Here is a 19235-nt window from a genome sequence, read left to right on the forward strand (position 1 = left end):
GACGGACTTATTATTCAACTTAAAATCGTATTTTTGCAAAACATTTTGAAAGGGTAAAACAATGATAGAAAAGATAGAAGAATTACTGGTCGAAGTAAATGGCTTCAATGCTACCTCTAAGGAAGAGATCGAAAACTTCCGAATCAAATACAATGGTAAAAAAGGGGTTCTGAATGATTTTTTTGAAAAATTTAAAGAAGTTCCTAACGATCAAAAGAAAGAATTCGGACAGAAGATCAACACTTTGAAGCAGGCAGTTGCTGTAAAACTGGAGGATTTGAAAAATGCTTCCGCATCTTCTGTTGTGGTTGAAAAAGAAGATCTTACAAGACCTGCTTTTCCATTGGAATTGGGTTCAAGACATCCGATCAACCTGGTAAAAAACAGAATTATTGAAATCTTCAAATCTATCGGTTTTGCAGTAGCAGACGGACCAGAGATTGAAGATGACTGGCATAACTTTACCGCGCTAAACCTTCCGGAATATCACCCGGCAAGAGATATGCAGGATACATTCTTCATTGAACAGAATCCGGATATTCTTTTAAGAACGCATACTTCTTCCGTACAAACACGTTATATGGAAGAAAACCAGCCGCCTATCAGAATTTTATCTCCGGGAAGAGTGTTCAGAAATGAAGCTATTTCTTCACGTTCTCACTGTATTTTCCATCAGATTGAAGGATTATATATTGACGAAAATGTGAGCTTTGCTGATCTGAAGCAAACCATTCAGTTCTTTACCACTGAACTTTTCGGAAAATCCAAAATCAGAATGAGACCTTCTTTCTTCCCTTTCACAGAGCCAAGTGCTGAAATTGATGTGTATTGGGGATTGAACTCTGAAACAGATTACAGAATCACAAAAGGTACAGGATGGCTGGAAATTATGGGATGCGGAATGGTAGACCCTGCCGTACTGAAAAATGTGAATATCGATGCTGAGAAATATTCAGGATATGCATTCGGAATGGGTATTGAAAGAATCACGATGCTTCTTTACCAGATGAGTGACATCAGAATGTTCTTTGAAAATGATATCAGAACACTTGAACAATTCAAAACGCTATAAAAAATCAAACCTCCGGAGCTCCGGAGGTTTTTTGTTTTTAATTACTGACCTAAGAAACAAAACGTAATTAAAAACTGATCTTATTGAAAAATTTACACGTGTCTGTTTCTTATGCCCATACTTCGGTTCGGAACCGCCAGGTACCTCAAATGAAGTATTGACATGCTGCAGCTCTTTGTCTGCCTCTATTATAAAGACAATCTGTAGCAGGAATATATTACATTGAAAATAAAAAAGCCTGTCTCAAAAGTGTCATTCTGAACGAAATGGAATGGAGTGAAGAATCTCAGGTTATTAATTATCGATGAGATTCTTCCTTCGTCAGAAATCGAAGATTCGACGTAGTCAATGACAAAAATCAAATTATTTGACTTTTGAGACAGGTTTTATCTTTACAACTGTGGATTGTTATTTACTAAACTTTAAAGGATACTTCACATTTTTATAATCATCAATACTGGCTTTCAGTGATCCTACTGCAAGCTCAGCCTTCAACAGCATAGGAATGTGGTTGGAATCATTGGAAACCCACATGGTTACGCCTTCTTTTTCCTTAAACACTCTTCCGCTTTTTACAGACGGAATAATTTTTAAACAGTTAATAGTTCCAAATTTGGTTTTTAAATTTTCTGTTCCTGTTACTTTCAGCTGAAAAGGAAACATTTCATCATCAATCCATACATTCATATTAATAACAGTTCCCACTTTCAGTTCATCCGGGCTTTTACTTCTTAAATAATAAAAGCAGGAAAGCATATCCTGAACACCTTTTACTGATTTCAGAACTTTAGAACCATTGGCTGGTGTCTTTTTATCTGTTAAAATTAAAGTGTTGTTATCGTGATTAAAAACGGTTTCAAAATGCTGGCGGTAACTTCCTTCACGTACATTTCTGACATAAAAGCTTGGTAATCCCGTCTGTGTATTGATGAAACTTTCATATAAATCTTCTACTTTGAAGAATGCTTTTACGGCACCTGTAGTTTGTCCTGTCCCTTTTACATAAAGATGAGGAACTCCTTTGTAGGTAGTTTGTTTGGTAGTAAGATTGGCAGTTCCTGCATTAAGGAAACCATAGTGGATTCTAAGAGTAATAGATTCGCCATCTGCGATATTATCAATCTGGGCAGAGCCTAAAAAGAATATAAATACAGCAAAAAGGTTCAAAAGTTTATTCATAACAAGACATTTACAAAAATATTGCCAAATTTAAAATCTTAAAAGATAGATATTTGACAAATCTCAGGTTTTTATTTAGAATCAATTAAATATGCTTCGCATTAAAATTAGTAAATTTGCAGTTACATGTATAATTAAATTATCTTAAAGATTATGATAACCACTGATATATTGATCATAGGTGCGGGACCTACAGGACTTTTTGCAGTTTTTGAAGCTGGTTTATTAAAAATGAAGTGCCATATTATTGATGCACTTCCTCAGCCGGGAGGGCAATTGGCTGAACTTTATCCTAAAAAACCTATTTTCGATATCCCTGGTTATCCTTCTGTGAATGCAGGAGAATTGGTGGATAATCTGATGGAGCAGATCAAGCAGTTCCAGCCTGGATTTACCTTAGGGGAAACCGCTGTTTCTTATACAAAAATAGATGATGAATGGTTTGAGGTGATTACCAACAAAGGAACCGTTCACAGATGTAAAGCGATTGCCATCGCAGGAGGTTTAGGGACTTTTGAGCCAAGAAAACCTACGTTTGAAAATATCGCTGATTATGAAGAAAAAGGTCTTGAATATTTCGTTAAAGAACCTGAACACTTCAGAAATAAAAAAGTGGTGATTGCTGGTGGAGGTGACTCCGCGTTAGACTGGAGTATCTTCCTTTCCAATGTTGCCAGTGAAGTAACTTTGATCCACAGAAGAAACGAGTTCAGAGGAGCTTTGGATTCTGTAGAGAAAGTTCAGGATCTGAAAAACCAGGGGAAAATCAAACTAATTACGCCTGCTGAAGTTACCGGTATTAAAGGTGACGGAAAAGTAGAAGCGATTACTGTAGAAGTAGAAGGCCAGGAAGCTTACGATATTGAAACAGATTATTTCATTCCTTTATTCGGATTGACACCAAAATTGGGTGAGATCGGAAACTGGGGATTAAATATCGAAAAAAATGCAATCGTTGTAAACAATGCTCTTGATTATCAAACTAACATTGATGGGATCTACGCTATCGGAGATATCAATACATACCCCGGAAAACTGAAGTTGATCCTTTGTGGTTTCCACGAAGCTACTTTAATGTGTCAGAGTGTGTACAACAGACTAAATCCTGGTAAAAAATTCGTATTAAAATATACAACGGTAAGTGGTGTAGACGGATTTGACGGAAGCCGTAAAGAAGCTGAGAAGGCAGTTGTGAAAAAAATTGACTAATTTTGCAGAATTATGTCAGACGTTAATATTAAAATCACCGACAGAGAAGGGGTAACCCATGATGTCGTAGCGCCTACGGATATGTCCATGAATTTAATGGAAATTATCCGTTCCTATGAATTGGCAGAAGAAGGTACTATTGGGGTATGCGGAGGAATGGCGATGTGCGCTTCATGCCAGGTATATGTAATCAATGATCCGGGTCTGGAACCGATGGGAGATGAAGAAGATGCCATGCTGGCTGAAGCTTTCCATGTGAAAGACAACAGCAGATTGGGATGCCAGTTACATATTGCCGATGCTATGGAAGGGCTCGAAGTGGAAATTGCTCCTTATCCTTAGAAAATATTTTTTAATCTTAATAAGAAACCCGTCCGGATTTTTCGGACGGGTTTTGTTTTTATATTTATTTCTGAGAACATATATACTCGTGTCTGATTAGAGTGTCTTCTTTAATGATTTCTAAGTAACTTTCACCTTCATTCTTTATAAAGTAATCTCCCGGTTCTATTTCATCTTTATAGGAAACCCACCATTGGCCGTTTTCATAACATTCACAAGGTTGAATGCTTTCAGGAATAGTTCCCTTTAATTTAAGAGATTTTATACCTTCAATACTTTCGACTCTAATTTTACATTTTTGCTTCTTAACTCTTTCCATCGCAGTCTTACAATCTTCCATAAAATAAGAAGAAAGAGCAGGAACAATAACGAATATAGTTACAAATGCTGTGGCAACTCCGAGCATTTCTTTATTAACGTTGTAGTTATTCATGTGAAAGACTATAAAACTTAAATTTCTTCCTTAGAAATCCATTTTCCAACCGTAGGAGCCTGATAATTTCTCATCTTTTCCAGCAGGTCGTCAATGGTATTGCTGATCAGCAGCATATCTCTGTTTATTTGCTTTAAAAATCCTTTATCGACCATCGTCTGAACCAGTTTGATCAGATCATCATAAAATCCGTCAATATTCAAAATCCCAATCGGTTTTTTGTGAAGCCCGAGCTGTGCCCACGTGATCATCTCAAAGAATTCTTCTAATGTACCATATCCGCCGGGAAGAACGATAACCCCATCACAAAGGTCATTCATTTTGGTTTTTCTTTCGTGCATGGTTTCCACGATGATAAGCTCTGTCAGGTTTTTGTGAGCAATTTCTTTGGATTGTAAAAATTGGGGAAGGACTCCAATAACCTTGCCTCCTTTGGCTAATGCTCCGTCTGCTATAGTTCCCATCAAACCAACATCAGCACCGCCATATATAAGCTGTATACCTTGTTGAGCTAAAGTTTGTCCCAATAAAAATGCCTGTTCTTTGTAAATATCATGCGAACCAAAGCTTGAGCCACAGAATACGGTGATACTTTTCATTGTATTAGATTTGTTTTTTATGCTATTGTTGAGATGCTTCGACAAGCTCAGCATGACATCTCTAATACTAACTGCTTTTTTTAGAGATAAATTTTTAGCAGCGTCATGCTGAGCCTGTCGAAGCATTTTTATAATTAAATAAATATATTCAGATTAAAACTAAAAATATCCAAAATCATAAGACTTTGGATATTGAATATAGCAATTTTAATGTTCTATTTCTGAGGAATATTCGCTAAAATATCTTTCAGGAAGCTCCAGAATTTCTGAGTGGAAGGGATGTTTGCCTTCTCGTCAGGAGAGTGTGCACCTCTGATAGTAGGTCCGAAGCTTACCATTTCCATTTCAGGATAGTTGGCACCGATGATACCACATTCAAGACCTGCGTGGCATGCTACTACATGAGGCTTTTCAGTGAACTTTTCAATATAAAGTTTCTCCATCAGCTGTACAATTTCTGAACCAGGTTTTGGCTTCCATCCTGGATATGAACCGCTGAATTCAACATTCATTCCAGCAAGCTCTGCTACCGATTTCAATTGTTCTGCCACTGAATATTTGGAAGAATCTACAGAAGATCTCGTAAGGTTTAAGATCTTAAGTTCTCCGCCTTTCAGTTCTACTCTTGCTACATTGTTGGACGCTTCTACAAGATCAGCCACATCAGGGCTCATTCTGTATACTCCGTTGTGAAGAGCCTTTAAAGTAAGGATCACTTTCTTAGAATCTGCTTCTGAAATAGCTTTGTCGGAAGACGTAGAGTTTTCAATATTGATTTGGATTCCCGGTTCTACAGCAGCAAATTCTTCTAAGATCTCTTTTTTAAGAACCGTTACATTTTCAATAAACTCCTGAGCATTTCTCACTGAGATTATAGCAACTCCTTCTCTTGGAATAGCGTTTCTCAAACCTCCGCTGTCGATAGAAACCAGTTCAATATTTTGGTTGTCCAATCCGCTGTAAAGAAGTCTTCCCAGAATGATATTGGCATTTCCGAAACCTTTATGGATATCCATTCCGGAGTGTCCTCCCTGAAGACCTTTTACTTCAAGTCTTACAATTTGTCCTTTTGAAGCTTCTGCAGCATAGGTTTGAGTGATTGTCACGTCTACACCTCCTGCACAGCCGATATCAATTTCATCATCCTCTTCCGTATCAAGATTCAATAGAATTTGTCCTGTCAATTGTCCTGGTTTTAATCCTAAAGCACCTGTCATTCCGGTCTCTTCATCAATCGTGAAAAGAGCTTCCAATGCAGGATGTGGAATATCTGAACTTTCAAGAATAGACATAATGGTTGCTACTCCTAAACCATTATCAGCGCCCAAAGTAGTTCCTTTTGCTTTTACCCAGTCACCATCAATTTCCATTTTGATTCCTTCCGTTTCAAAATCGAAATTCACATCATTGTTTTTCTGGCAAACCATATCAAGGTGCGATTGAAGCACGATCGATTTACGGTTTTCCATTCCTGCCGTGGCCGGTTTCTTAATAATAACGTTTCCTACTTCATCTACCGTAGTTTCCAGTCCTAAATTTTCACCAAATCCTTTGATAAAAGCTATTACTTTTTCCTCCTTTTTTGAAGGCCTTGGAACAGCATTTAATCTGGAGAAATTTTTCCATATAATCTGCGGTTCTATATTAGATAATTCCATTGAAATTTATTTTTCTCAAATTTACGAAATAAAAAATGCTTCCATGAGATACAGAAGCATTTTTGCAGGATTTAGCTTTATTAACATCCACACTCTCCATAGATCGGAGTGGTAAATGTAGTTCCGTCCGGTTTCTCTATAGTCAGAGTTCCTTCAAACAGTAAAGCCTCTTCGCCCTTTATTTTTTTACCTTTTACAGAAATTTTGTAATCATCATTTTCTATTTCCTTGGTCAGCAATTCATCTACTTCCATGTCACTTGATGAAATGAGATTCATCGCCACTCTTTTACCGTCAAGCATCATGTATGCTGTTTTTCCGGCATCATCCGCGTAGATATATCTTTCATTTTCAAAATCAGATTTGCTGGCTGCAAAATAGCAGGAACATTCTTTGATTTCTTTTGGAAACGGAATGGTCCCCACCAGAATATTTCCTGAAGAAGGTCCGATAGAAGCAGTATCTTTAGTGATATGTAAAGAATCAGCAGGAGCAGAACCCGACACAGTTTCTTTTTCCTTTTTACAGGCTACCAATAGAAATGCGGAAAATACAATGATTACATATTTCATGTCTTTGTGGTTTTATAATTTGTTTATCCTCTTGCTCTTTCAAGAAGTGTCATCATCAATAAAGAAAGGATTACCAGGCTTTCTTCCTCATCATCAATATCAATCAGTCTGTCCAGCTGAAATCTTCTTCCAAAGAATGAAGGCATTTTTTTAAGCTTAAAATAAGCCTTTCCATCAATTCCTGTTACGGTGTAAGATGGATTAAGGAAATACCCTGTAAACATCCCGATGATAGGAAGTTCTCCTACAAAGCTGTCCCAGAATCTTACCCATGCGCTGTCTTCCTGAATTTTAAACTTAGGCTGATCATGTGCATCCAGGATATCATAACTTGCTTTCCACAGAGAACGCATTCCTTTTCTTGCCAGCCTGCCGAAGTTTTTGTTGTCGATGAGGTCGTTCAAAGAATAAGAAGCGTTGAAATCAATCCATTGGTTAGCTTTAATTCTGAAAAGTTCCTTAGACTTGCTTTCATCATTAAAAATGATAACATCTTCTTTCAACTTGAACATTTTCTGACGAACATATGCCACATAATTTCCGTTTTTGTCAGTAATGTTGAAGTCACTTGCTAAAGTAGTGATTTTGAATTTGAAATCCAGAGGATAATTAAGATTGTTAAGTACCATGTCAGTTTATTTTTTTCATATTTAATTTAAGCCGCAAATATAAAGGTTTTTTTAGTGTCCTCAGATACACGGGAAATATAAAATATCATAATGGGACATTAACCTCATGGTCAATAGTCAATTTTTGCTGCGCAAAGCCAATAGTCAATAATCACTTTATACAAATTCACAAACGAAGCGAATCGACGATTCATTATTCACTATCAATTATCAACTTTAATCCTTATTTTTGTACTTATGGATTACCCTAGTAAAGTATTGGCAAAGGCAGTAGATGAAATTTCCGGGCTGCCTGGAATTGGCAGGAAAACGGCTTTGAGATTAGCATTACATTTGTTGAAGCAGCCCAATTCAAGAGCTGTAAACCTTGGCAACTCCCTGATTAACCTTGTCAATGAAATAAAATATTGTAAAGAATGTCATAATTTTTCAGATTTTGACATTTGTGAAATATGCAGCAATGAAAAGAGAAATGGTGAACTGATTTGTATTGTTGAAGATGTACGGGATGTGATTGCTATAGAAAATACAGGAAAATACACCGGGAAATATCTGATTCTTGGCGGGAAAATTTCTCCCATGGAAGGAGTAGGGCCAGGCCAGCTGAATATTCCAAGCATAGAAAAGAAACTGAATGACGGACAGGTAAAGGAATTTATTTTTGCTCTGAGTGCTACAATGGAAGGTGATACCACCGCCTATTATATTTACAAGAAATTTAAAAATTTCAATGTGAATTTTTCCAGCATTGCAAGAGGAATTTCTGTGGGAGATGAACTGGAATATGCAGATGAAATTTCTTTAGGAAGATCTATTATCAACAGACTGCCTTACAACGAAAAGGATTAATATGAAGTTGTCCGTTATTATTGTTAATTATAATGTTACCCAATTGCTCAGAAGCTGCCTACTGTCGCTCCGGAAGTATGTACAGGAAATAGATTATGAAGTGATTGTCATTGATAATGCTTCTACAGACAATTCATGGGGTGACCTTATCCCTGAGTTTCCCAATGTATACTTTATATCTTCTACAACAAATGGTGGTTTTGCAAAGGCGAATAACAAAGCTGTTCAAATGGCAAAAGGGGAGTATATTCTGCTTTTAAACCCTGATACGGAGTTGGAAGGATTTTATATGAAAGAATTGCTGGATTTTGCAGATGCACAGCCTTCATTCGGATGTCTGGGGGTGAGAATGCATGATGCCGGAGGAAATTTTCTTCCTGAAAGCAAGCGATCGGTTCCGGATATGTTCAACTCGTTTGAAAAGCTGTTTACCAATTTTAAAAAGAACAACTCGAAATCCTATTACAGAAACGATATAGAAGAAAATGCTATTGCTGAAGTGGAAGTAATCACCGGAGCATTTTTATTGGCTAAAAAAGACGTTTACGAGAGAATAGGAGGATTGGATGAAGCTTATTTTATGTATGGAGAAGATATTGATCTTTGTTATACCTTTTTAAGAAACGGATATCAAAACTTCTATTATGGAAAAGTTTCAATTCTTCATCACAAAGGGGAAAGTACCATTAAAGATGAAGTATACCTCAATAGATTTTACGGAGCCATGCAGATCTTTATTGATAAATATTATAAAGAATCAAAGCCTGTACAGTATTCATTTTTAAAGGCAGGATTAAAGCTTCGGCATCAGATTGAAAAGATCAGGTTAAAATAAAAAGCAACTCAATTTGAGTTGCTTTTGTTGTATGTAAGATGATATTCTTCTTATTTTGCCGGTGCAGGAGTCTGTGCCGGAGTGGTTGTAGAAGAAGCAGGAGCTGACTGTTTTGCCGGAGCTTCTTTCTTAGCAGGCTGTTGTGTAGGAAGTGCCTGAGAAGGCTTACCTGTAATAACAACGCTTAAAAGGATAAGAACGATGATAGTTCCGCCCAGAGTCCATGTTGCTTTTTCCATGAAATCATTGGTTCTCTGTACCCCGAACTGTGCAGATGATGCACCTCCGAATGTACTGGAAAGGCCTCCTCCTTTTGGATTTTGTGCCATAACAATAATTACCAATAAGACACTGGCAATCATAATAAGAACCATCAATAGTGTAAATATAGTATCCATTAATTCTGATATCTTTTTGAATGGGCAAATTTAATCTTTTTTTACTGAATTACAAAAAAAGATATCGCCAAATGTTGATAAAAATAAAAACGGCAACATTTGTTGCCGTTTTTTCTATAAAAATAGGATGTTATTATTTAAAATCAGCATCTGTAGCCTTATTGATCTCATAAGACTTTACATTCATGGTCATATCCATTCCCATCTGGCTTACAGAGATCGTGAAAGGCATTTTTACGCCTTCTACATCTTTATAATTAGAGTAGGTTGTCGGAATGGTCATTTCCTGACCTTTAGCTTTTATTTTTTTTGTCTCTCCGGTTTTTAATCCCGTTGCCACACTGTAGTAATACGTTGTATTTCCACCTTTAATAGCATAAGAATCTTCTCCGCCAATTTTCTCAATTCCTCCTAATTTATAGTCGGGAGATTTTGCAAACCCCAATTCTTCGAAAATCTCAGGATTTTTTTGTTTTTCAGCAATTTCTTCCGGTGTGATATCCACCCTTTGTCCCATTTGCATCGAATAACCGGTTTTTCCATCGAAAACCTGCTTCTGAACAACCTGTCCCATTGCCGTTACCGTGGTAAGTTCCTTTCCGCCTTGTGCCTTAACGATTTTAAAATCGATGTTTTGTCCTTGCATAGACATTGAGGCATTGGTAGTATAAGAAGTGATTTTTGCAAGATTAGCTTTTCCTCCGATAGCATTGATGTATTTGTCAACAACAGATGCAACAGTTACGCTGGCATCTACTTTCTGTACCGTTGGTTTCGTCACAGGATTGGCATCTTTATCGAAATATTTTACAGGATAACCCAGTTTTTCCAATCCTTCAGAAATATCAGATGCCTTACCAGCGATGAAAATTCTGCTCTGGTTGGGCAAAATTGTAGCTTTTACAGCATTGGAAACATCTGCTGCAGTTACCTTATCAATAGATTTTAAGTAATTGGTATAAAAATCAGCAGGTAAATCCTGAACCTTCAGGTTTAAAGCAAATCTTGCGATATTGGCAGGCTGTTCCAGGGCAAGAATGAAAGCTCCTTTTAATTTAGCTTTAGCGTTCGCTAATTCTTCTGGTTTTATGGTAGAGATCGCATTAAGTTCATTCATGAATTCCTTAACAGCTTTGTCTGTAACCTCATTTCTTACACTTGCACTCGCAGAGAATTGTGGAGAATATTTGCTGGCCACCATTTCTGAGTAAGCCCCATAGGTAAATCCGTTTTTCTCACGAAGGTTCATGAAAAGTCTGGCTTCACCGCCACCACCAAGGATGTAATTGGCGATTGTAGCAGGGAAGTAGTTGGCATCTTTCATTTTCAGGGTGTTCAGGTTGTTTAAAGAAACAACAGACTGTACTGCAGAAGGAACATCTACTACGTTGATCTCTGTTTTGGCAACATTAGAAGCAGGTTCCAATGGTGTAATAGGAGTGTTTGCTTTTTTCCAGCCACTGAAAGCTTTTTCGATCAAAGGTTTTACCTGGTCAAACTTTACGTCTCCTACAATTACTAAATAAGCATTATCCGGAGCGTAGTATTTTTTATAAACATTTTGTACGTCAGCAAGCTGGATTTTGTTGATAGATTCAACCGTTTCAAACTCACCTCTTGAAGTATTTTTTCCATACATCAAAGCGTTGGATACTCTTTCAGCAATAGAAGAAGCATTTTTTTCGTCAGCTTTTAATCCTTCAATCGTTCTCTCCTTAGAGTTTTGAATTTCTTCAGCAGAAAATTTAGGATTAATGATGGCATCAGCCATTAAACCTAAAACTTCAGGGAAATATTTTGAAAGTGAATTGGCAGAAGCACCTCCCGAAGAGAAATTAAGGTTTGCTCCAAGATAATCTACTTTTTTGTTGAAGTCGTCTTTGCTGATATTGGTAGTTCCGTTTTCGAACTGCTCAGCCATAATTCCGCTTACTCCGGTTACTGCTCCTTCGTTGTATGGAGGTCTGTCCATAGAAAGGCTGGCACTTACTCTTGGTAATTTGTTGTTCTCCACCACCATTACGGTAAGACCGTTGCTTAGCTGGAAGGTTTTTGGCTTCGCAATGTTAATCGCAGGAGTAGGTCCTGGTTTTGGCATTGCATTAAGATCTATTTTTTGTGCTGAAACCATTCCTGTAAAGAAAAATGCTGCAGCTATATATGTTAATTGCTTTTTCATTTGTAAAAATTTAATTTTTAATAATCATAAGGTAACCTGAAAGTTGAACATGATTACTTTTTCTCAGGTACGTAATTGATGATTATTCTTTGGTTGGAATTAAGATACTTTTTAGCAGCATTTTGAAGATCCTGTCTTGTGATAGATCTGTAAATGTCGATTTCTTTGTTGATCAGATTCGTATCACCCATCAATACGTGGTTGGTTGCCAATGAAGCGGCAATTCCCTGAATGCTTGAATTGGCATTTACAAACTGGTTTTCGTACTGGTTTTGAAGTTTTTGATAATCCTCTTCAGAAATTAAAGTAGTCTGAAGCTTTTTGATTTCAGCATCAATGTCAGTCTGTAAAGCCTGTTTCGTAGTCTGTCCCATTGGAATTGCGAAGAAGGCAAAAATACTGTAATCTTCAAGTCCCTGGTTGAAAGCAGCCACCTGAAGTGCTTTTTTGTCCTGGTCTACTAATTTTTTATATAAAACCGAAGATTTACCGCTGCTTAAATAAGAAGAAAGCATATCTAAAACATAAGCATCTTTCTCTTTGTTAGCCGGAGTTCTATATGCGAAAACATAAGCCGGAAGCTGGATGTTGGGATCTGTAGCAGTTACTTCTTTTTCCTGAGTGATAGGTGTTTCTTTCGGGAAATCTTTTGGATAAAGGGTTCCTTTTGGAATGCCTCCATAGTAGGTTTCGATCCATTTTTTTGTCTGCTCGGGTTTGATATCTCCTGCAACCACTAAAGTAGCATTATTCGGAACGTAATATTTTTTATAAAACGCCTGGAATTCCTCTAGTTTAGCAGAGTTTAAATCTTCCATTGAACCGATTGTCGGCCAGTTGTATGGGTGGTTTGTGAATAAATTTTTCTGAATAGTCGTGAAAAGATTCCCATAAGGCTGGTTATCCATTCTTAATCTTTTCTCTTCTTTTACAACCTCTCTCTGGGTATCTACACCAATTTGGTTGATAACAGCGTGACGCATTCTTTCTGCCTCCATCCAAAGACCAAGCTGTTCATTGTTGGAAGGGAATGTTTCATAGTAATACGTTCTGTCATTGGTCGTGTTGGCGTTGTTCTGCCCTCCGTTTGAAGAAACGATTTTAAACCAGTCTCCTCTCTTGATGTTAGGAGTTCCTTCGAATAAAAGGTGTTCAAAGAAGTGAGCAAAACCTGTTCTGCCTTTTACTTCATCTTTTGCACCTACATGATACATTACACCTGTCGTTACCACCGGTGCCGAATTATCCTGATGAAGAATTACATGCAGACCATTGGGAAGGTCATACTCTTCGAATTTGATTTGCTGTGCATTCAGCATGAGCCCGAAGAAAGCTACGGCAGCAGCAGAAAGAAGTCGCTTTTTCATAAAATTTAGAAATTGTTTACCAATTAGTATGAAAAGTGAATTAAATGTTACAGAATGTGTATAAATATAAAGGTGACGGTGAATAGTTAATGGTGAATTCGCTTCGCTTGTCAATTTGTTACGTGATTCGGGTTGCGGGATTTGAGATTAAGAATAACCATTTACGATTTACTTGCGAAGCAAAATTGACCATTGACAAATGCTATCAATACAGTCTTAATGCTTCATATCCCTAACTTCTCTATGAAAGTTTGAATTCTCCTCTGAATACCTTAATTTTGTGTTCCCAAAATTTTTTGCTGTATGGACTATTTGAAAGGACTCAACGAATCACAATATGAAGCCGTTACCTCTTTACAGGGACCTCTGATGGTGCTTGCCGGAGCTGGTTCCGGTAAAACGCGTGTATTGACTATGCGTATTGCCCATTTAATACACAATGGAATAGACCCTTTCAATATTCTGGCGCTTACCTTTACCAATAAAGCGGCACGTGAGATGAAAGAACGTATTGCGAAGGTAGTAGGAGACAGCAATGCAAGAAGCCTTTGGATGGGAACCTTTCACTCTGTTTTTGCAAGGATTTTAAGGATTGAAGCCCATTATCTTGGGTATCCTTCCAATTTTACCATTTATGATCAGCAGGATGCCCTGAATGTGATTAAAAAAGTACTGAAGGATATGAATATTGATGCCGATCTTTATAAACCTAAAAAAGTTCAGGCAAGAATCTCGACTTATAAAAATAACCTGATTACGGTAAAAGCTTATTTCAACAATCCGGAACTCATGGAAGCGGATGAAAAAGCGAATATGAAATTCATCGGGCAGATTTATCAGAAATACGTAGATCAGTGTTTCAGAAACGGATCTATGGATTTTGATGATCTTTTATTGAAAACCAATGAACTATTGACCCGTTTCCCGGAAGTACTGGCAAAATATCAGGACAGATTCAGATACATCATGGTAGATGAGTATCAGGATACCAACCATTCTCAGTATCTTATCGTAAAAGCTCTGGCTTCGAAATTTGAAAATATCTGTGTGGTAGGAGACGATGCACAGTCTATTTACTCTTTCCGTGGAGCGAATATCTACAATATCTTAAACTTTAAAAAAGATTATCCCGATGCTATAACGGTATCTCTGGAGCAGAATTACCGTTCTACACAGAATATTGTAAACGCTGCTAATGTTGTTATCGCTAAAAACCTGCAGCAGTTTAAGAAAAATGTTTTCAGTGATAATGAAGAAGGAGACAAGATCAAAATATACCGTTCCCTTTCCGATGCTGATGAAGCGAATTTTGTGGCAGGAAATATCTGGGAACTTCGTAACCGCGACCAGAGAAAATACAGTGATTTTGCCATCTTATACAGAACCAATTCTCAGACGCGTGCTTTTGAAGATGCGCTGAGACGTAAAAATATTCCGTACAAAGTGTATGGAGGTCTTTCTTTCTACCAAAGAAAAGAAGTAAAGGACCTTATTGGATACCTTCGTCTTCTGATCAATGAAAATGATTCTGAAGCATTGATGAGGATTATCAATTATCCTGCAAGAGGAATTGGAGAAACTACTCAGAATAAGCTGATCGTTTTTGCAGATGCTCATAATATTGCAGTTTCAAAAGTGTTGGAGAACCTTCCTATGTATGCACCGCAGTTAGGCCTGAACAACGGAGTTTTAAACAAACTGAACGATTTCTGGTCCATGATCAAAGCTTTTCAGGTATTACTGAAAACAGAAACAGCTTACAGCGTGGCTATGGAAGTGGCAAAGCGAAGCGGTTTAATCAAGTTTTTAAAAGATGATCAGACTCCGGAAGGAATTTCCAGAGTAGAAAACGTTCAGGAATTGATGAACTCCATGCAGGGTTTCATTGAAGAACAGATGCAGCTTGAGGACGGAGATCCTAGTCTTTCCAACTTCCTTGAAAATATTGCCCTTTCTGCAGATACCCAGGATAAAGATCTGGAAGATGACATGGTTTCTTTAATGACGATTCACCTTTCAAAAGGGCTGGAGTTCCCGGTGGTTCACCTGGTAGGACTTGAAGAAAACCTTTTCCCTAGCTTTATGAGCTCTGCAACCAGAGAAGACCTGGAAGAGGAGAGAAGATTATTCTATGTGGCATTGACAAGAGCGGAAAAACAAGCCTTCTTTTCTTATGCGGTTTCCCGTTTTCAATGGGGAAAAATTACAGATGCTGAACCTTCAAGATTCTTAAGCGAAATTGATGATGAATATATTGAATTCCTTAATCCGGCTTTGGAAAAAAGGTTTATCAATAATTCAGGAGTGAAATCCAATATCTTTGATGAGCATCCATCTGAAATGAGATCTTTCAAAAAGGTTGAGAAAAAGACCATCGACAGAGGAGATACTTCCAAACCTGCTCCTGAAGTCAGAAAACTGAAACCGGTAAGTACGGCTAAAATTATCAATCCAAGCGGAGCTTCTTCTCAGGATATTGAAGTGGGTGATAAAGTGAGACACGATCGTTTCGGAATTGGAGAAGTGACTTTCCTGGATGGAACAGATCCTCAGAATATCAAAGCAAAAGTAGTTTTCATGCATGAAGGAGAAAAAAATCTGATCCTGAAATATGCTAAACTGACTAAGATTTAAATTTAAAAATAAAGATACAAAGAAACGGATTCAATTTTTGGATCCGTTTTTATTTTTAAATACAAAGTTCGCAATGTGATTATCTGGATCTGCTATTTTTTTTTTTCGCAAGGGCGTTTCACTTAGCAGAGATGATTTTTATTGCTGAACGGAGGTGCCGTTGCGATCGTAAAAATAATCACTAAGTAAGAATTTCTTAGCGCACATAGCGTTTTTTCAAAATTTATTTTACTGTTAACCTTCTATAAAACAATGTTTTTTTATTGAAATGTTCTTAAATTATCATAACTTTAAATAAGGGATAGAAAGAAACGATAACTATTTTTTATAAAAACAAAGTCTATCTGTTTTGTAGACTAATAAATAAATTTTACATTTGCACCCTGTAAAAACATAAATGTTATCAAAATTCTAAACTATGAAAAATAAGAAAACTATTCTTTCGGCCTCTGTTTTATTTTTCCTCGGTGTATTTACTTATGGACAGGAAAAAGACAGCATAAAAGCAAATAAAGACACCATAAAAACCAATAATGTAGAAGAAGTAGTCGTACTGGGTTCCAGAGCCGGGGCGAGATCCAAAACAGATAGTCCGGTTCCTGTAGATGTATTTAATGTTAAAGAATCTTCAGTTATACTCCCGCAAACCAATATCGGGCAGATTCTGAATGCGGTTGCTCCTTCATTTACTTCTACCATTCAAACGAATTCAGATGGAACAGATCACCTGGATCCTGCACAGCTGAGAGGCTTGGGGCCAGACCAGGTTTTGGTTTTGGTGAATGGAAAAAGAAGACATACTTCAGCATTGGTGAACGTCAACGGAACACCTGGAAGAGGTACCGTAGGAACCGATTTGAATGCCATTCCATCTTTCGCTTTGAACAGGATTGAAGTATTAAGAGACGGAGCTGCCGCACAATACGGATCTGATGCCATTGCCGGTGTTATCAACCTTGACCTGAAAAGAGATACAGGAAAACTGGCAGGACAGATAAGCTATGGAGGAAACCTTACGCCAACGGCTAATGATCATACCGGAGATTTTGACGGTCAGAATATTCAGCTGGATTTGAACTATGGAAATAAAATCGGAACCAAAGGAGGGTTCTTTAATATTACCTGGTCTTCACAATTCAGAAATCCTACCTACCGCGCCGGTACTGAAAGTGGAAAAATCTACAATGCTTATAATGCGATAGAACAACGTGCCTTGAATGACGGAGTCAATCTTTCTTCTCTTTTTACCAATATAAATAATACTCCCAATTCACAGCAGATTATTGATTATGTACATCAGTATGCTCAGGGAGTGAACTATTTTAGTGCAACTCAGCTCTCTGACATACAAAATGCAAATACATTTAAAGACATTACGGATGCTTCAGGAAATGTTCTTCAGAAAGGACTTTGGTCTTTATTGAGTGCCGATGTGACAGATCAGGAACTGGCTTACAGAGGACAGGTCAGAAAGGATTTTAATATGCAGGTAGGACAGTCTAAACTTAACAATCACCAGCTTTTTGTGAATGCTGAAATTCCTGTAAGTGATAACTGGAAAGTATATACTTTTGGAGGATACAGTTTAAGACATGGAACTTCCGGAGGATTTTACAGAAGACCGAGAGAAAGCAGAACGTTTACGGGATTGTATCCTAACGGTTATCTTCCACAGATCGGAACAGATATTCAGGATATCTCATTGGCAGCGGGAATCAAAGGAAAATGGGAAGGCTGGAATATTGATTTCAGTAATACGTACGGACAGAATTCATTTACCTATAATATTCAGAATACAGGAAATACCTCTTTGCGTTTTGCTTCACCAAGGGAGTTTAATGCAGGTGGTTTAAGATTTTCTCAAAATACGATCAATTTAGATTTTTCTAAGAAATATGATGTATGGGAAGGAATTAATGTAGCCTTTGGAGGTGAGCACCGTTATGAGAATTTTAAAATTACCCAAGGAGAAGAAGCTTCCTATCAGACATATGACCAGTTTGGAAATATCTGGAACGGAGATCCAAGCCAGAGAGCCACAGACTTTTTTGGACAACCCTTGCCGGGAGGTTCTCAGGTATTCAACGGATTCAGGCCTGGAAATGCAGTCGATAAAAACAGACAGTCGGTAGCAGCGTATGCAGATGTTGAATTCAACTTTACCAATTGGTTATTGGTAGATGCAGCGGCGAGATATGAAAACTATTCGGATTTTGGATCTACATTCAATTATAAACTGGCTTCAAGAATCAAAGTAGCTCCTAATTTCAATGTAAGATTTGCGGGATCTACAGGATTCAGAGCACCATCTATCCACCAGATCTATTATAATGTAACCTCTACGTTGTTCACCAATAATCAACTGTTGGAAGTAGGAACTTTCAGTAATGATTCTCAGCTGGCAGGACTGCTGGGTATGCCAAAACTGAAGCAGGAAACTTCCAAATCAGCAAGTGTAGGATTTACTTACAGAATTCCTTCGGCCGGGCTTAGCTTTACCGCGGACGGATATTTTACGAGAATTGATAACCGTATCATTCTTACTGATCAGTTTTTAAGAAAAGATGTACCTTCAGATGCACAAAAAGAATATGATAAATTAAATGTGAATGGTGCCCAGTTCTTCACAAATGCTATCGATACAGAAACAAAAGGTTTAGATGTGGTAATTTCACATAATGCAAGGTTTTCAGGATTTAAACTGGACAATAACTTTGCGATTAATCTGAACCAAACCAAACAGGTAGGAGAAATTCATTCGGCCGGGCTGCTGCAGTCTCCTTCGCTTGAAAAGATTTATTTTTCTGAAAAATCAAGAGTATATCTTGAAGAGGCTGTGCCTAGAGTAAAAGCGAGTCTTTCTCACACCCTTTCATGGAAGAATGCAAGTTTATATCTCAGAAATACCTATTTCGGAAAAGTAACAGGTGCTGATATTATTGATGTAAACGGAGACGGAATCATTGATTTTAACGAACATCAGCAGATCGGAGATAAGATCATTACGGATTTATCTGCTGCTTATCAGTTTACTAAAAATGTAGGACTGACTTTAGGAGTAAACAATTTGTTTGATATCTATCCAACGAAAAACCTTACCGCTTCTACCAATAATGACCAATTCATCTATTCAAGATCTACTTCACAGTTTGGGCAGAATGGAAGATATGTTTTTGCAAGATTGAATTTCAATTTTTAAATAAAACAAAAGATAATGCTTAAAAAAAAACAGTTCGGAAATCCTGAACTGTTTTTTCTTTATATAATATGAATTAAACTT

General features: G+C 37.4%; 16 protein-coding genes. 7 read left to right on the forward strand and 9 right to left on the reverse strand.

Annotated features, from left to right (window positions below):
• Window positions 1-61: 61 nt before the first annotated feature.
• Complete coding sequence (gene pheS, locus AC59HC_RS03290; RefSeq protein WP_343641627.1) at window positions 62-1072, forward strand: phenylalanine--tRNA ligase subunit alpha; 1011 nt, start codon at window positions 62-64, stop codon at window positions 1070-1072.
• Window positions 1073-1480: 408 nt separating this feature from the next.
• Here the strand turns inward: pheS and AC59HC_RS03295 are convergent, their stop codons facing one another.
• Window positions 1481-2251, reverse strand: a complete 771-nt coding sequence (locus AC59HC_RS03295) for a DUF3108 domain-containing protein (RefSeq protein ID WP_202843345.1) — start codon at window positions 2249-2251, stop codon at window positions 1481-1483.
• Window positions 2252-2404: 153 nt separating this feature from the next.
• On the opposite strand from AC59HC_RS03295, the gene AC59HC_RS03300 reads away from it, so the two are divergent.
• Window positions 2405-3460 (forward strand): NAD(P)/FAD-dependent oxidoreductase, encoded by a 1056-nt coding sequence (locus tag AC59HC_RS03300; RefSeq protein ID WP_062675398.1) that lies wholly within the window; start codon window positions 2405-2407, stop codon window positions 3458-3460.
• A gap of 12 nt (window positions 3461-3472) precedes the next feature.
• Window positions 3473-3802, forward strand: coding sequence for a 2Fe-2S iron-sulfur cluster-binding family protein (locus tag AC59HC_RS03305; protein WP_034697026.1), 330 nt, complete (start codon window positions 3473-3475; stop codon window positions 3800-3802).
• A gap of 64 nt (window positions 3803-3866) precedes the next feature.
• On the opposite strand, the gene AC59HC_RS03310 is transcribed toward AC59HC_RS03305, so the two are convergent.
• The 5 genes from AC59HC_RS03310 to AC59HC_RS03330 form a co-directional block, all read right to left on the reverse strand.
• Window positions 3867-4235, reverse strand: coding sequence for a hypothetical protein (locus tag AC59HC_RS03310; protein ID WP_202843343.1), 369 nt, complete (start codon window positions 4233-4235; stop codon window positions 3867-3869).
• A 17-nt stretch (window positions 4236-4252) separates the two neighbouring features.
• Window positions 4253-4834, reverse strand: coding sequence for an LOG family protein (locus tag AC59HC_RS03315; protein WP_496557999.1), 582 nt, complete (start codon window positions 4832-4834; stop codon window positions 4253-4255).
• Window positions 4835-5049: 215 nt separating this feature from the next.
• Window positions 5050-6492: an aminoacyl-histidine dipeptidase gene (locus tag AC59HC_RS03320; protein WP_482399682.1), complete on the reverse strand. Its 1443-nt coding sequence runs from the start codon at window positions 6490-6492 to the stop codon at window positions 5050-5052.
• 80 nt (window positions 6493-6572) lie between these two features.
• Complete coding sequence (locus tag AC59HC_RS03325) at window positions 6573-7064, reverse strand: hypothetical protein (RefSeq protein WP_496558000.1); 492 nt, start codon at window positions 7062-7064, stop codon at window positions 6573-6575.
• Window positions 7065-7087: 23 nt separating this feature from the next.
• Window positions 7088-7693: an LURP-one-related/scramblase family protein gene (locus tag AC59HC_RS03330; protein WP_496558001.1), complete on the reverse strand. Its 606-nt coding sequence runs from the start codon at window positions 7691-7693 to the stop codon at window positions 7088-7090.
• A 237-nt stretch (window positions 7694-7930) separates the two neighbouring features.
• On the opposite strand from AC59HC_RS03330, the gene recR reads away from it, so the two are divergent.
• A complete protein-coding gene (gene recR, locus AC59HC_RS03335; RefSeq protein ID WP_496558002.1) occupies window positions 7931-8542 on the forward strand; it encodes a recombination mediator RecR in 612 nt (203 codons plus the stop codon).
• Window positions 8538-9377, forward strand: coding sequence for a glycosyltransferase family 2 protein (locus AC59HC_RS03340; protein ID WP_496558030.1), 840 nt, complete (start codon window positions 8538-8540; stop codon window positions 9375-9377). Before recR ends, AC59HC_RS03340 begins: the two co-directional genes overlap by 5 nt.
• Window positions 9378-9427: 50 nt before the next feature.
• Here the strand turns inward: AC59HC_RS03340 and secG are convergent, their stop codons facing one another.
• The 3 genes from secG to AC59HC_RS03355 form a co-directional block, all read right to left on the reverse strand.
• Window positions 9428-9775, reverse strand: a complete 348-nt coding sequence (secG, locus tag AC59HC_RS03345; protein ID WP_110010885.1) for a preprotein translocase subunit SecG — start codon at window positions 9773-9775, stop codon at window positions 9428-9430.
• Between the two features lie 133 nt (window positions 9776-9908).
• On the reverse strand, window positions 9909-11954 hold the full coding sequence (locus AC59HC_RS03350; RefSeq protein WP_496558003.1) for a M16 family metallopeptidase: 2046 nt from the start codon (window positions 11952-11954) through the stop codon (window positions 9909-9911).
• 53 nt (window positions 11955-12007) lie between these two features.
• Window positions 12008-13321: a M16 family metallopeptidase gene (locus AC59HC_RS03355; RefSeq protein WP_047429324.1), complete on the reverse strand. Its 1314-nt coding sequence runs from the start codon at window positions 13319-13321 to the stop codon at window positions 12008-12010.
• A 303-nt stretch (window positions 13322-13624) separates the two neighbouring features.
• Between AC59HC_RS03355 and AC59HC_RS03360 the strand changes: the two genes are divergently transcribed.
• Complete coding sequence (locus AC59HC_RS03360; protein ID WP_202843329.1) at window positions 13625-15955, forward strand: ATP-dependent helicase; 2331 nt, start codon at window positions 13625-13627, stop codon at window positions 15953-15955.
• Between the two features lie 418 nt (window positions 15956-16373).
• Window positions 16374-19154 carry a TonB-dependent receptor plug domain-containing protein gene (locus AC59HC_RS03365; protein WP_411414288.1) on the forward strand — a complete coding sequence of 927 codons (2781 nt, stop codon included), beginning with the start codon at window positions 16374-16376 and terminating at the stop codon, window positions 19152-19154.
• Window positions 19155-19235: the final 81 nt, after the last annotated feature.

The organism is Chryseobacterium sp. DZ-32 (assembly GCF_059587025.1).

Coding starts and splice junctions, on each gene's coding strand:
- pheS (WP_343641627.1), top strand. CDS start 62: ATGATAGAAAAGATAGAAGAATTACTGGTCGAAGTAAATGGCTTCAAT.
- AC59HC_RS03295 (WP_202843345.1), bottom strand. CDS start 2,251: ATGAATAAACTTTTGAACCTTTTTGCTGTATTTATATTCTTTTTAGGC.
- AC59HC_RS03300 (WP_062675398.1), top strand. CDS start 2,405: ATGATAACCACTGATATATTGATCATAGGTGCGGGACCTACAGGACTT.
- AC59HC_RS03305 (WP_034697026.1), top strand. CDS start 3,473: ATGTCAGACGTTAATATTAAAATCACCGACAGAGAAGGGGTAACCCAT.
- AC59HC_RS03310 (WP_202843343.1), bottom strand. CDS start 4,235: ATGAATAACTACAACGTTAATAAAGAAATGCTCGGAGTTGCCACAGCA.
- AC59HC_RS03315 (WP_496557999.1), bottom strand. CDS start 4,834: ATGAAAAGTATCACCGTATTCTGTGGCTCAAGCTTTGGTTCGCATGAT.
- AC59HC_RS03320 (WP_482399682.1), bottom strand. CDS start 6,492: ATGGAATTATCTAATATAGAACCGCAGATTATATGGAAAAATTTCTCC.
- AC59HC_RS03325 (WP_496558000.1), bottom strand. CDS start 7,064: ATGAAATATGTAATCATTGTATTTTCCGCATTTCTATTGGTAGCCTGT.
- AC59HC_RS03330 (WP_496558001.1), bottom strand. CDS start 7,693: ATGGTACTTAACAATCTTAATTATCCTCTGGATTTCAAATTCAAAATC.
- recR (WP_496558002.1), top strand. CDS start 7,931: ATGGATTACCCTAGTAAAGTATTGGCAAAGGCAGTAGATGAAATTTCC.
- secG (WP_110010885.1), bottom strand. CDS start 9,775: ATGGATACTATATTTACACTATTGATGGTTCTTATTATGATTGCCAGT.
- AC59HC_RS03350 (WP_496558003.1), bottom strand. CDS start 11,954: ATGAAAAAGCAATTAACATATATAGCTGCAGCATTTTTCTTTACAGGA.
- AC59HC_RS03355 (WP_047429324.1), bottom strand. CDS start 13,321: ATGAAAAAGCGACTTCTTTCTGCTGCTGCCGTAGCTTTCTTCGGGCTC.
- AC59HC_RS03360 (WP_202843329.1), top strand. CDS start 13,625: ATGGACTATTTGAAAGGACTCAACGAATCACAATATGAAGCCGTTACC.
- AC59HC_RS03365 (WP_411414288.1), top strand. CDS start 16,374: ATGAAAAATAAGAAAACTATTCTTTCGGCCTCTGTTTTATTTTTCCTC.